General features: G+C 71.0%; 8 protein-coding genes. 4 read left to right on the top strand and 4 right to left on the bottom strand.

Features of this window, described 5'->3' with window-relative positions:
- The first annotated feature begins 7 nt into the window (after nucleotides 1-7).
- Nucleotides 8-862, top strand: coding sequence for an SDR family oxidoreductase (locus WMF46_RS22240; RefSeq protein ID WP_437987418.1), 855 nt, complete (start codon nucleotides 8-10; stop codon nucleotides 860-862).
- A gap of 64 nt (nucleotides 863-926) precedes the next feature.
- On the opposite strand, the gene WMF46_RS22235 is transcribed toward WMF46_RS22240, so the two are convergent.
- Nucleotides 927-1,871, bottom strand: coding sequence for a bifunctional methylenetetrahydrofolate dehydrogenase/methenyltetrahydrofolate cyclohydrolase (locus WMF46_RS22235; protein WP_437554815.1), 945 nt, complete (start codon nucleotides 1,869-1,871; stop codon nucleotides 927-929).
- Between the two features lie 122 nt (nucleotides 1,872-1,993).
- Nucleotides 1,994-2,791 (bottom strand): hypothetical protein, encoded by a 798-nt coding sequence (locus WMF46_RS22230; RefSeq protein ID WP_437987417.1) that lies wholly within the window; start codon nucleotides 2,789-2,791, stop codon nucleotides 1,994-1,996.
- 423 nt (nucleotides 2,792-3,214) lie between these two features.
- Here WMF46_RS22230 and WMF46_RS22225 point away from each other — a divergent pair, with 423 nt between their 5' ends.
- Entirely contained in the window at nucleotides 3,215-8,149 is a 4,935-nt protein-coding gene (locus WMF46_RS22225; protein WP_437987416.1) for an MG2 domain-containing protein, read from the top strand.
- A 66-nt stretch (nucleotides 8,150-8,215) separates the two neighbouring features.
- On the opposite strand, the gene WMF46_RS22220 is transcribed toward WMF46_RS22225, so the two are convergent.
- Nucleotides 8,216-9,826: an endo alpha-1,4 polygalactosaminidase gene (locus WMF46_RS22220; protein ID WP_437987415.1), complete on the bottom strand. Its 1,611-nt coding sequence runs from the start codon at nucleotides 9,824-9,826 to the stop codon at nucleotides 8,216-8,218.
- A gap of 275 nt (nucleotides 9,827-10,101) precedes the next feature.
- Between WMF46_RS22220 and WMF46_RS22215 the strand changes: the two genes are divergently transcribed.
- Nucleotides 10,102-11,586 carry a sigma 54-interacting transcriptional regulator gene (locus WMF46_RS22215; protein WP_437987414.1) on the top strand — a complete coding sequence of 495 codons (1,485 nt, stop codon included), beginning with the start codon at nucleotides 10,102-10,104 and terminating at the stop codon, nucleotides 11,584-11,586.
- 47 nt (nucleotides 11,587-11,633) lie between these two features.
- On the opposite strand, the gene WMF46_RS22210 is transcribed toward WMF46_RS22215, so the two are convergent.
- Nucleotides 11,634-13,238 carry a hypothetical protein gene (locus WMF46_RS22210; protein WP_437987413.1) on the bottom strand — a complete coding sequence of 535 codons (1,605 nt, stop codon included), beginning with the start codon at nucleotides 13,236-13,238 and terminating at the stop codon, nucleotides 11,634-11,636.
- Between the two features lie 277 nt (nucleotides 13,239-13,515).
- Here WMF46_RS22210 and WMF46_RS22205 point away from each other — a divergent pair, with 277 nt between their 5' ends.
- Complete coding sequence (locus WMF46_RS22205; RefSeq protein WP_437987412.1) at nucleotides 13,516-14,031, top strand: hypothetical protein; 516 nt, start codon at nucleotides 13,516-13,518, stop codon at nucleotides 14,029-14,031.
- Nucleotides 14,032-14,038: the final 7 nt, after the last annotated feature.

Below are 14,038 nucleotides of genomic sequence, written 5' to 3'. Positions count from 1 at the left end.
GACACGCATGTACTTGGTCACGGGTGCTACCGGGAACGTCGGGAAGGAAGTCGTCGATCAGCTCCTCTCTGCCGGAGAGAAGGTCCGAGTCTTCACGCGCGATGAGCGCAAGGTGGCCCACTGGGGAGCCAGGGTCGAGAAGGCCGTGGGAGACCTCGGCCGACAGGACACGATCGCGCCGGCGCTCGATGGCGTGACGGCGGCGTTCCTGCTGCCGGTCGCGGACGCCGATGGCATCGATCACGTTCGAGGCTTCCTCGCAGCAGCGCAGGCGAGCGGCGCGCCCCGCATCGTCCTCCTGTCGAGCATCAGCGCCGGCGCGCCGACGGTGCAGCTAGCTCACCGACATGCCGAGCGCGAACACCTCGTCAAGGCGTCGGGGCTCCGCTGGACGTTCGTCCGCCCTGGCACCTTCATGTCGAACACCTTCCAGTGGGCCCGGTCCATACGCGCCGAGCGCACGGTCTACAACCCGCATGGGGACGGCAAGACCGCGCCCGTCGCGCCGCGCGACATCGCCGCGGTCGCCGCGCGCGCGATGCTCACCGGAGAGCTCCTGGGACAGGCGCTGGAGGTGACGGGCCCCGAGCTCCTCAGCACGCCGGATCAGGTGGAGATCCTCGCGCGCGTCCTCGGCACGCCGCTGCGGCGCGTGGACGTCTCGGTCGACGCCGCCAGGCGGAGGATGATCGAGGCCGGGGCCCCCCCGTCGCTCGCCGCGGCCGTCGGCGAGCTCATCGAGCGTATCCGCGCGGGCAACGGCGCCGTGCGGACCGACACCGTCGAACGCGTGACGGGGCGGAGACCGACGACCTTCGAGGACTGGGCGCGCGAGCACGCGCGGGCGTGGACCGGAGGCTGACGCTGGCGAGGGCGGCGATGTCGGCCCCGAGCGCCCGAGCGCGTCCATGCCCCGCGCGCGGGGTTCACCCGCCCGGGTGGGTGTTCTTGTAGAGCCGCAGGCTGTTCCGGATCGCCATCGTCACCGTCATGGGGCCGACGCGGGGCACGAACACGCTCGCCTTGCTCTGGATATCGTCGCTGAAGTTCTTGAAGGTGGAGAAGTTGATGCAGAGGGCGCCCTCGCGGATCTCGGCGCCCTGCACGACCGGGAAGCTCCGCGAGGGCACGCCGGTCACCACGATGTCCGCTTGCCGCAGCGCGCTCGCCCGGTCCACCGTCGTCTCGCGCACCTCGTGCATGTCGCCCGAGGAGCTGGGCACGAAGAGCAACGGACCGTCGATGTCGAACGAGGTCACGTGGGCTCCGTCGTGCGCCATCATGCTCGCGAGCGGCCTCCCGACGACCTCGCTCCGGTTGAAGATGCACACGCGCCGGCCCTCGAGCGGCCGCTCCCCCTCGCCGAAGAAGCCGGCCGCCTCGACCAGCTTGAGGATGGCCAGCGGCGTACACGGCAGGATCGCCTTCCTGGTCTTCGCCTCGTCCAGGAAGCGCTGGTTCTGGTACAGGCAACGTGCCCAGAACGTGTGGAGCCCCTCGATGTCCTTCGCGGGATCGACGCTGTCCCGCAAGTACACGTCCTGCTCCGTGCCGAAGATCGGGTAATACACCATCATCCCGTGCACGCGCGCGTCCTCGTTCGCCGCGCGGATGGCGTCCTCGGCGTCGAGCCGCGTCGCGTGGCGGATCTCGAAGCGGATCCCCACGTCCTCGCACGCCTTGCGCGTGTACTCCGCGTATGTGTACGACGGCCCGTGATCCGCCGCGAGCACACCGACCAGGACCAGCGGCTCGGGCAGCGCCGCGAGCTCCGCCCGGATCTCGCTGCGGAACGTCTCCGCCACCGCGGTCGGATCGAGGACGCTGGCCGTGCGCGTGCCCGGGCTCGGCGGAATGTGGTGAGGGTCCATCCTGGGGCGGAGACGAGCACGCGCGAGCATCGGTGTCAAGTTCCCGGCGGGGCGACTATATCTCAACTCCACCTCTCGGAGACTCCATCCTTTCGGAGAGCCGCCGTGCCTGGCTCACGAGCTCATCGCGAGGAGGACCGCCGCTCCTGGCCCGCGTCCACCACGGGCGCGGCCACGCGGTTGCTCTCGGCCTCGGCGGGGCTGCCGGCGCCGGGCACGCGGAGGAGCATGCCGCCCTTGCCGCGCAGCTCATCGACGAAGTTCGCTCCGAACACCTCTTCGGGCGTGTCGCCGTCGCGTCCGCCCATGCCCGAGAGCCCCTCGAGGCTCGCGAGGTTTCCGTCCCGGCGTCTGGGCGCCGGACGAGAGCGCAAGATATCGTCCCGGGTCACCTTCAGCGCCACGACGTCCTCGCGCATCACGTCGATCCAGGATGCGGGGAAGTCGGCCTCGGCGCCCGCGGGGCCGCGCACGCGGAGCCGCGAGATGTCGTTGCCAGGATCGTTCGCGCCGATGCCAACGAGCTGCGCCTCGGCCTCGTCGGCGGTCATCACCCGCGTGTCGGGGCCGAGCTCGACCGTATCGTCCGTGACCCCGAGGGCCTCCTCCAGCTCCTGCCTCCGCTCGGGCGGCTGCGGCACGAGCGAGGTATCGACGCGCCCCGGCGGCTGCGCCGTCGTCCGCCCCTCGTAGTACCGGGGCAGCGCCAGGAGCTCGTCCCGGCCGGACCGTAAGCGGAGGTGCCCGTCCGCCGTGCCCTGCACGAGATCCATCGAGATCAGCAGCTCTTCGCTGGCCAGCGGAGAACGGAGCACCACGTGGGTCAGCACCCCCCGCTCCCGGTCGACCAAGACGCGGTCGAGCACGCCCGCATCGAGGCCGCCGTCGGCCATCACAGGCATCTCGAAGTCGATCTGCATGATCCCCTCCTCGGCGGCGAAACGCCTTGCGCTCGGGCGGGAACCTGAGACGGTCGGATCCCGATGTCCAGGGGAGCGCGGCGCGGACCCCCGTGACCGGTCGACCCCATCCCATGGGCCGGGCACGCCGCGCGGCCTCGCCATCGCGGGGTGTCGGCGGTCCTCGGCTCGTCGAGCCATCGAGTTGTCGAGTCATCGAGTCACGGAGGCGTCGCTCGTCCCCCATGGGGACGGACACCCGCACGCGGTGGAGGCGCGGGTGGGCTAGAACCTTGGCACAAGGTGGCGCACGTGCTGCGCGCGGTCCGCGTCTATTCCCGCGGATTCGCTGCTCGATGGCGGTGGTTCGTCTTGGTACGGTGGATGCAACCTACGCGCCGGCCGCTGGGGATGTGCCAGCGCCGATCGGGAGGATTTGGACTTATGCGTGTACGCTTCGATGCTCTCCGCCGACGCTGGAGCTCTCCCCACCTGCTCGCCGCGCTGGCGCTGGCGAGCGCGTTCGCGGCGGGGTGCTCCTCCGATGAGGCCCCGCCAACGTCGCTTGGTCGCCCGGATCAACCGCGGAACGGCACGCTCGAGGTCGACGAAGCGAGGCTGCTGGGCGTGATCGACGGGGGCGATCTGCGCCTCCAGATCCCGGTGCGCAACCTGACCGCCGGCGCGACGAGCGGCCACCTGCGCGTCACGCTCGTCGATCTCGGCGCGGACAGGGAACAAGGCACGACCGAGGTCGACCTGGAGATCGCGGGCGGGACGGCGACCACCGCGGAGGCGCGCCTTCCGGCGCCGGCCGTGAGCGCGCAGCCGGGCCTCGCGCGGTACCTAGTCCGCGTCGACGACGGGTCGGACGAGGGGCTGCTCGTCACGCGGAGCCTCCTGCGCGTCATCCCGCCCTATGACGTGCAGCTCGAGGGGCCGGCGCGCGTGGTGCGCGGGCGCACCGCGAGCTACCGCGTGCGCGCGACCGACGCCTTCTCCCATCAGCCGGTGCCCAACGTGGACGTCGAGCTCGCGGTGGGCGAGGGGGCGCGGCCGCTCCGCGGGACGACCGACGCGCTCGGCGCCGCGGTGTTCGAGGTGGAGCCCGGCGCGCTCGGCGCGCACCCCGTCTCCGCGCAGGCGGTCGGCTTCGGCGTCAACGCGGCCCTCACCGCGGACATCACCGTCGAGGGCCCCGGCCCGAAGCTGCTCCTCACCACCGACAAGCCGCTCTACAAGCCCGGCCAGACGATCCACCTGCGCGCGCTCGCGCTCGAGCGGGGGAACAACGCGCCGCTCGTCCGCGAGGCGATCACGTTCGAGGTGGAGGACGGCAAGGGCAACAAGATCTTCAAGAAGCCCGTCGTGACCGACGCCTACGGCGTCGCCGCGACGACGTTCCGGATTGGCTCCATCGTCAACACCGGCGAGTTCAAGGTGCGCCTCGTGAGCGGGGAGACCACGACGGAGAAGGTCGTGACCGTGGGGCAGTACGCGCTGCCCAAGTTCGAGGTCGCCGTGAGGACCGACAGGCCCTGGTACACCGCGGGCGACACGCTGACCGGCACCATCGACGCGCGCTATTTCTTCGGCAAGAACGTCGCCGGCGGCAGCGTGACCATCGAGGCGGCGTCGCTGGACGTCGGTCAGACGACGTTCCAGCGCATCGTGGGCGAGCTCAACGCCGAGGGCCATTACGGCTTCAGCCTGACGCTTCCGCCGAGCCTCGCGGGCCTGCCGCTGGAGCAGGGCGACGCGGCCGTGACGCTGACCGTCACCGTCGCGGACACGGCGGGGCAGGAGGTCACGAAGGCGATCCCGGTCAAGGTCGCCGCCGACGCGGCCACGATCGTGCTCGTGCCCGAGGCGCGCGAGCTCGTCCCGGGGATCCCCAACACCCTCCTTCTCTTCGTCACCGACCCGCTCGGGGCGCCGCTCGCCGACACGGAGGCGGTCATCACCGCGCCGGACCGCACGCAGCTCACCGCGCGCACCGACGCCTTCGGCCAGGCCGTGGTGAGCTTCACCCCGCCGGTCGCCACGGCGGAGGGCGCGTTCGAGGTGCGGGCGACGGTAGGAGAGCGGGCGGTCACGCGGAAGTTCTCGTTCGGCACGCAGACGGGCGGCGAGCACCTGCTCGTGCGCACCGATCGGGCCGTGTACGAGACCGGCGAGACGGTCGAGGTCACCATCGAGTCGAGCGAGGAGGCCGGCAGCGTCTATGTCGACTGGCTGAACGACGGTCAGGCCGTGGACATGCGCTCTCTCGAGCTCGAGGCCGGGCGCGCCCGCTTCACCATGCCCGTCGACGCCGGCCTGCTCGGCAGCAACCGGGTCGAGGCGTACCTTGTCGACGACGATGGCAATCTGGTCCGCTCCGGCCGCACCGTGTTCGCGCGGGGCGACTCCGCGCTGAGCGTCGAGGTCGAGGCCGACAAGCCCCTGTATGCGCCGGGGGAGACCGCGACGCTGCGGCTGTCGGTCAAGGACGACGCGGGGAACCCGAAGGTCGCCGCGCTCGGCGTTCAGGTGGTCGATCAGGCCGTCTTCGCGCTGGTCGACGCCCAGCCCGGGCTGCTCCGCACCTACTTCGAGCTGGAGGACGAGTTCGCGAAGCCGAGCTACGAGATCCACGGCCCCGCCGCGAACCTCCAGGACCTGCTGTTCAACGCGACCGCCAGCGAGGACCCCGAGCAGGCCGAGGCCGCGCAGGTGAAGACCCAGGCCTCGCTCGCCGCGCTCGCGGGCACGTCGCTCACCGGCCTCCAGGCGCGCACGTGGCCCGCCGTGCTGGCGAAGGTGCCGGAGGAGCTCGCTCAGTTCAACGAGCGCCAGAAGGGCGTGATGAAGCCCTGGCTCGCGGAGGCCACCGCGGCCGCCGCGCAGGAGCTGAAGGCGCTCGGCTGCGACAGCACCCAGTTCAGCTGCAACGGGCAGGGCGTGTACGTCGAGCTGCTCGGGAGCCGGGTCGCCGAGCGCCTGCGCGCCTTCGACGTGTGGGGCAACGCGTACCGGGTGGCCTCCAGCTGGAGCGGGTTCACGCTGCAATCGTCGGGGCCCGACGAGGTGGAGCAGAGCCAGGACGACGCGACGTTCGCGTTCACGTTCGGCGATCTCGGGATCCCGGTGCCCCCGCAAGAGTGGAATGAAGGGGGCATCCCCGACGCGGACGGCGGCTGGGCCAATGGCGCCGCGACCGGAGGAACCGGAGCGGGCGGCGGCTCGGCCGGGGATCCCACCGCGGAGCCCGGCGGCGACAACGGGGGCGGGCCGCGCGTCCGGCGCGAGTTCCCGGAGACCCTCTATGTCAACCCGAGCGTGATCACGAGCCCGGACGGCACGGCCACCCTGAGCATCCCGCTCGCGGACAGCATCACCGAGTGGCGGCTCTCGGCGCTGGCGAACTCCACGGACGGCAAGCTCGGCGGCATCCAGAGCGGCTTCAAGGTGTTCCAGGACTTCTTCGTCGACGTGAGCTTCCCGGCGACGCTCACGCGCGGCGATGAGGTCGAGTTCCCGATCGCCGTCTACAACTACCTGGAGACGCCGCAGACGGTCGATCTCAGCCTCGAGCCGGGGAGCTGGTACACGCCGCTCGGCTCGACGTCGACGACGGTGTCCCTCGCGGCGGGCGAGGTGCGCGGCGTCCGGTTCCCGGTGAAGGTGAACACGGTGGGCGTCAACTCGCTCACGGTCACCGCGCGGGGCAGCGCGGGCGCCGACGCCGTGGCCCGCACCGTGCGCGTGGTCCCGGACGGGAAGCCGTTCGCGGAGAGCGCGTCTGGCATGCTCGCGGCGGGCAGCGCCGATCACGCGCTGTCGTTCCCCGCGGACGCTGTCCCCGGCTCGAACCAGCTCTATCTCGAGATCTACCCCGCGTTCCTGTCGCAGGTCGTGAGCGGCATGGACAGCATGCTCCAGGTCCCGAATGGCTGCTTCGAGCAGACCACCTCGACGACCTGGCCCAACGTGCTCGTCACGCAGTACATGAAGCAGACAGGCCAGATCACCCCGGAGATCCAGATGAAGGCCGAGTCGCTGATCTCGGCGGGGTACCAGCGATTGCTCACGTTCGAGCACTCGGGCGGCGGCTTCTCGTGGTTCGGCGAGCAGGACGGGCATCCGTACCTGTCGGTCACCGCGTTCGGCGTCATGGAGTTCGCCGACATGATCAAGGTCCACACCGTGGACGAGGCGATGCTCGCCCGGACCGTCAACTGGCTCGCCGGGCAGCAGAAGGCGGACGGCACGTGGGAAGGCGACCAGACCGAGTTCTTCAGCTTCCACACCGGCACGCTGCGCAACAGCGCCTTCGTGCTCTGGGCGCTCGCGAGCGCGGGGTACACGGGGCCCGAGATCGGGACGGGGCTCGCCTACCTGGGCCGCTCGCTGAAGCCGGCGACCGACGACCTGTACACGCTGGCGATCGCCGCCAACGCGCTCGCCGTGGCCGACCCCTCCGGCGCGCTGACCGACAGCGTGCTCGACGCGCTGGACCAGCGCAAGACCGCGGAAGGAGACGCATTTTACTGGGATGACGGCGGCACGCAGACCTCGTTCTACGAGTCCGGGAACGACGCCAGGGTCACGACCACCGCGCTCGCGGCCCACGCGCTGCTCTCCGCGGGCGCCCACCGGTCGAGCGCCGACGGCGGCGTGAAGTTCCTGACCCAGTCGAAGGACCCGAACGGCAACTTCGGCTCCACCCAGGCGACGATCTGGAGCCTGCGCACGCTGCTCCTCGCCGCGAGCAAGGGGACGGAGGGCGCCACGGGGACGGTGACCGTCGCGGTCGACGGCGCGGCGGCGGGCACGGTCTCCCTGCGCGAGGACCAGGCCGACGTCATGACGACGGTCGACCTCACGCACCTCGCGACCGCGGGCGCGCACGACGTCACGCTCTCGTTCTCGGGGGAGGGGAAGCTCAGCTACAACCTGGTGAGCCGCCACAACCTGCCGTGGAGCGCGGTCCCGAGCGACGCGGGAGGCCCGCTCGGGGTCAGCGTGACGTACGACAAGACCCAGCTGTACGTGGACGACATCGTTACGGCGTCGCTGAGCGTCCAGAACAAGACGGACTCGGTGCAGAGCATGGCCCTCGTGACCGTGGGGCTGCCGCCCGGCTTCCAGCTCCTGACCGAGGATCTCCAGGAGTACATCGCGGCGGGTCAGCTCTCGAAGTTCGAGATCACGGGCAAGCAGCTGATCCTCTACGTGAAGGAGATCCCTGCGGAGCGCGCGGCCACCTTCGTTTACCGGCTGCAAGCGACCATGCCTGTCAGGGCGGAGGACGGCGGCGCCGAGGCGCACCCGTACTACCAGCCGGAGCAGCAGAGCTTCTCCGGAGCGCAGACCTTCGAGGTGGCGGGGGAGTGAGGGGCTGAGCGGGCGAGGGGCGCTGACCGCGGGTGCGCGGCCAGCGCCCCTGCGCCGGCGCGTGGATCAGGGGCAGGCGACGCGCCAGGCGTCGAGGTCGAGCTTCTTGATCAAGGTCGAGAGCCCGAGCGGCTTCGTGGCGGCGCAGACGGCGTTTGCCTTCGAGGCGTCGACGTACTCCGCGTGGAACACCGCCTTGCCGGCGCGGATGAACGGGGTGAGCATCTCGCACTCGTCGTATTCGTGGCACTCCTCGTTCAGGGCCCAGTCGAAGCTCCCCACCAGGTCTTTCACCTGATCGAGATCGTTCTTCAGCCCGATGGACAGCCCGCGCGCGTGCGCCTCGGAGGCGAGGAAGCGGTTGTAATCGAGCTGCGTCGCCGCCGTCAGCGGGAAGCCGGGGCTGTTGGTGTAGCCGTCGACGTTGTCCGGCTCCACGCCGTCGCAGCGCCTCTGCACCGCCAGGTCCAGCCGAGCCTTCATGACGTCGCGCACGCCGGCGTTGCGGGTGTCGAGCCACCGCTCGCCCGGCCAGCCGTCGAGCGGGTTGCCGAGCGCCGCGGCGGGGAACTTCGACGCGTCGTCGCGCCAGTCCTCGCTGCTCCCCGCGCTGAAGTAGCAGATCACCTTCTTCCCGGCCGCGCGCAGCGTGTCGATCTTCGCCTGCGGGGCGTCGAAGAGATCGATGTCGTACATGGCGACATCGAGGCTGGTGTCGATGGTGCCCGTGAGCTGCCATTGCCACGTCGTCCCCGGCGCGGGGACCCAGATGCCGCCGGTCGAGCCACCGGTGCCTGTGGAGCCGCCGGAGCCGCCGGAGCCGCCGCTGCCGCCGGAGCCGCCCGAGCCGCCGGCGCCACCGCTGCCACCCGCACCGCCGGCGCCGCCCGAGCCGCCGGCGCCACCGCTGCCGCCGGCACCGCCGCTGCCGCCGGAGCCACCGCTGCCGCCGGCACCGCCGCTACCGCCGGAGCCACCGCTGCCGCCGGTACCGCCGCCGGCGCCGCCGCTGCCGCCGGAGCCGCCGCTGCCACCGCTGCCGCCGGCGCCGCCACTCGTCGTGCCTGTGAGGACGAGCTTGTCGAGCATCGAGCTGTCGACGGAGCTGCTCGTCGCGTACCGGATCTTGAGGGTACCGCCCGCCACGAACCGCCCGAGCGACCCCGGCAGGCCAAGGCTCGCGTTCGTCCAGGACCAGTCGCGCGCGAAGGCGTTGTCGCCGACCGCGACCCAGGCGCGGGCGGCCGCGTCCCACGCCTCGAAGGTCCAGCGCATCTCCGATTTCGCCGGGCCGCGGTAATTCACGCTCAGCGCGAGGGACGCGAGCTGCGCCGCCGAGGTGCCCGAGGGGAGCGTGTACTCGCACGTCGCGCTCGTGTTGGGCGCGAACTCGACGTACTTGCTCCACACGTCCTGCTGGCCCGTGAGTTCCCCCGTCGCGAGCGCGGCGGCCGTCTGCCCGGCGCCGATGCTGCCCCGGCTCACCGTCAGCCTGGAGCAGGTCATCGTGAGGGCGCCGGTGACAGCATCGCCGCTCGCCCCCGAGGCGATCTCCGCGTCGGAGCTCGCATCTGCGCCGCACCCTGCGGCGGCGAGCGTCGCGGCCAGGCTCACGAGGGCATGGCGCAGGGCGCCGCCGATCGCGAGAGAGGACGCCGGTCGGATGGGATAAGTCATGCTCGTCTCCTGTCGTGTTGGTCGTTGGTGAAGCCAGGCGCACGTCGGCGCGATGCGTCTCCAGACGCTCCGGTTTCCGCGATGGCTCCGGGCGATGGCGGTTCCCGCAGGTTCCCGCAGCCTCTCCGCGCGCCGTAGAGGCGCTGGTCCGTGCGCGCCGCAGAGGCATTGCAAGGCGGGGACCAGCGCGCGATCCGCGTCTTCCGCGCGGCGGCGCGCGCCGCCGTTGCCGAGGGTTGTGCAAGCGTCGTACACTTGCGCAACCTTCGAACGGCATGGCGGAGCGAGACCCTCGTCGACAGGAAGCTTCTCCGCCGAGCGCGGAGCCGCCGCGTGCCGCGGCCGAGGTCGCGACCGAGCTCGACGCCGCGGAGAGCGCGCCCGGCGAGGGGACGCCGCAGGGTCAGGCCTCCCTGATCGTCCGCGCCGGTGACGGCGCCGCGCGGGTGATCGATCTCACCGACGGCGATGTGGTCGCGGTCGGCCGCGCGCCGGAGTCCACGGTCTGCGTCGACGACGCCCGCGTCTCGCGCAACCACGCGCGCGTCGCGCGGCGGGGCCAGACCGTCGCGCTCGTCGACCTCGGGAGCCGCAATGGCACGTCGGTGAACGGCGCCGTCGTGCGCGGGGCGGAGCGGGCCCTCGCCGGCGGCGACGTGATCCGCATCGGCCCGGCCGAGATCGTCGTCGCTATCGCGGCGCCGGCGCCCGTCGAGGCGGCGCCGCCGGGGGCCGCGCCCGAGGCGCTGGAGGGCCCGCCCTCCGGCGCCGGCGCCGGGTTCGTCGTCGCGGACGAGGCCATGGTGAAGGTCTTCCAGGTGGTGCAGCGCCTCGCGCGCGCGCAGACGACGGTGCTCGTGCTCGGCGAGACGGGCTCGGGGAAAGAGGTCGTCTCCGAGCAGCTCCACCGCGCCAGCCCGCGCGCCGGGGGCCCGTTCGTGAGGCTCAGCTGCGCGGCGCTGCCCGAGGCGCTGCTAGAGAGCGAGCTCTTCGGGCACGAGAAGGCCGCCTTCACCGGGGCGGATCGCCGCAAGATCGGCTACTTCGAGGCGGCGCAGGGCGGCACGCTGCTGCTCGACGAGATCGGCGAGCTGCCCCTCGCCATGCAGGCCAAGCTGCTGCGCGTGCTCGAGAGCCGGCGCGTGGCCCGGATCGGCGGCACGCAGGAGATCGAGCTCGACGTGCGCGTCGTGTGCGCGACGCACCGGGACCTCCAGGCCGAGGTGGCGGCCGGGAGGTTCCGGCAGGATCTCTACTATCGCATCAGCACGTTCGTCCTCCGCGTCCCGCCGCTGCGCGAGCGGCGCGCCGAGATCGCGCTGCTCGCGCACCGCTTCGCGCAGCAGGTCGCCGGGCGCATGGGGGAGCGGGCGCCGCGCTTCGCGCCCGCGGCGATGCAGGCGTTCGAGGCCCACGCGTGGCCCGGCAACCTGCGCGAGCTGCGCAACGCGGTGGAGCACGCCGTCGTGCTGGCCGAGGGCGGCGTCATCGAGGTCGAGCACCTTCCGGCCTCGGTGGTGGAGGGCGCCGAGGGCGCCGCGCCCCCCGCGAGCGCGGGCGCGCCCCCGGCGAGCACGGGGGCGCCGCCGCCGTCCGCCGACGGCGGGACGATGCCGGCGCGCCTCGCCGAGCTGGAGAAGAAGAGCATCGAGGACGCCCTCGCCGCCGAGGGGAACAACCAGACGCGCGCGGCGAAGCGGCTCGGCATCTCGCGGCGCGCGCTGCTCTACAAGCTGGACAAGTACGACATCAGGCGGTGAGCCGCGGGGAGCGCGCATGGACGCCGCGTCCGGGAGCGCGCCTTCGTCTAGAATCCCTTCTTCCGGAGGATGAACTGTCCGCCATCGGTCGGCGGAGCGTAGCTCTTTCCCGAAAAATCGAGGGCCGTTTCCCAGGCCCCGCTGACCCAAACGCCGCCTTTCGTATCGACGGCGACGTGCGTCAGACCGTTCGGGTTACCGGTCGCGAACTCGACACTCTCGCCCTTCGTTCCGTCTGCAGCGAAGCGCGTGAGGCGCCCTCCTTTTGCATCTTCTTCCGTGCCGAGCCAGCCGAAGCGACCGGCCACGTAGCTTTGACCATCGCCGCCGAGGGCCAGCGCGTTGCCGTAATAGTCTGGTCCGCCGAGCCGGCTCGCCCAATGCACTGTCTGACCGTCCTCGAAATCATAGAGGATCGACTCCGATCTTTCCTCGTCGAAGGTGTCCGTATGATCGAGGAAGGTCGATGTCGACGTTTGTGAGGCGAGGAGGAGGAGGCGCCCAGAGGCGGTCGACTTCAGGTCTTTCACATAGTCGAAGCTCGCCCCGCCAAAGCGGAGCGCGCGCAGCGGATCGCCGCTCTCCGGGTCGAGCCAGGCGAGCCAGCCGTTGTAAACAGCTGGATCGTCCTGCCCTCCAGCCTTCTTGAGCTCTGTCTCTCCGATCGTGAGTATTCCAGTAAACGCGCCGCCGGCGAGGATCTCGCCGTCACGATTGAACGCGAGGGCAATCGTGTATCCCTGGCTGATGTCGTGCTCGAACGTCGTGCTCCAGATCGCTTCGAGGGTCGACCCGGAGAACTTCATGATCTGAGGTTTTTGTACGGATGCGTCGTCGTTGTACACGCCGAGGCCAACGACGAGGTCGCCGTCCGCGTCGACCGCGATCGCGCTCAGAGGAGAGCTGCCTTCGAGAGTGACGCCGGCCGCAAGGGCGATCGAAAAATCGGGGTTCACCTTGACCAGATAAAACCCGTCCTCGACGGCCGTGAGAGTGAGCTCGCCGAAGGTCATGTCCATGTAGAGCTGACCGACGAGGAAGATCGAGCCTTCCGCGTCGATCGCCATCAACTCTGGCTCAGCGGCTCCGGGCAGCGCGAGCGCGTGGAGGACTTCTCCGGTCGCCGAGTACTCCGCAAGAAAGGGTTCGCCGATCGACTCGGGGAGGAGCTCCGCGGGAGCTCGAGCTCCGACCGTGATGACTGAGCCGTTCTTGGTCGCTGCGAGCGGTTGACCGAGGCCAAAGGCGTTGCGCCGCGGGAAGCTCAGAAGGAATTCCTCGCCGGCCCCATCGGGGTCGGGCTGCGCTCCGCCGCTCCCGGTCGCGCCGCCGCTTGCTGCGCCACCCGCGCCAGCTCCGCCATTCGCTCCACCCGACGCCGTTCCACCGGCGCCCGCGCCCCCGGCTGACGCGTCTCCGCCGGACGCGCTCTCCGCGCTCGCCGCCGGTCCGACCGTCGTCCCGCACGCGAGGAGAACGAAGGGCAACGCGAGAGCGATGAAGCGGCGTACTTGCGCCATCGGGATCTGACCAACGCCGCCTTTGGCACACTCTGACACGCGTCCAACGTCGCGATCTCCTCGGCCGAGGCCAAGGACCAGAGCGATTTCAGAGTTTTTCCGGAGACTTCGAAGAGGCGAGGAGTGGGGCATCGTCCCCCGTCGGAGCACACTTCGTGCCGCCTTGATGCCTCGCCGTCGAGTGGCGAATGGGAGTCTTCCTGCAGGGGAAATTTTTCGGTCGTCTCCGGGGTTCCCCCCATACGTCAGGGAAGATGTCGCTGAGGGAGCACGCGCAGCGAGCTCTCGCAAGCTCCCCAGCTCGCCTCCAGCAGGTGGATATCGCTCTCCCTTGCGTCCCTTGCGCTCTTGCGGTGTCCTCTCCATGGATCACGTCGTTGATGGCGGGGGATCGCATCGGAGGACGAGCATGGAGAGCTTTTCGCGGTGGACGATGGGGGTGTGTGGGCTCGGGCTGGTCGTGGCCTTGACGGGAGTCGCCGGCTGCCTCGGCACGGCCGATGGGGAGGACGCAGCGCTGGCCGAGCCGAGCGCGGCGGGGGCGCAAGCGCTGACCGGGTGGCAGTGCGCGGCGTGCGTCAGCGGTGAAACCACGCACTCCGTGTCGCTGAGCCAGGGCAGCGCGCTCGGCTGCGCGAACGGCGAGGCCTACCGCTGCGAGCTCATCCCCTGGGCCACGCGGGCGTCCTTCGCGCATTGCGGCGCCTCCGTCGCCTGTCCGCCCGGCTGGTACGTCAGCGGCTCGCAGAGCGGGCCGGGCTACTGCGCCGGGATCTACGATCGGATCTCGTGCGGCGCGGTGCCGTATCCGAGCGGGGCTTACGCGACGTGCGACCCGATCTGCTACCCTGGCTTCACCGAGACGGCGGTGAATGCCGGCGCGCCGAGCTGCGATTACCAGGACAAGCGCACCTGCGTGAAGTGAGCGGCGT

The sequence above is a fragment of the Sorangium sp. So ce117 genome (genome assembly GCF_051524395.1).
In the GTDB taxonomy this organism is placed as follows: Bacteria; Myxococcota_A; Polyangia; order Polyangiales; family Polyangiaceae; genus Sorangium; species Sorangium cellulosum_B.
Note: the sequence above shows the minus strand (reverse complement) of the source record. Positions and strands in the feature narration are given on the sequence as shown.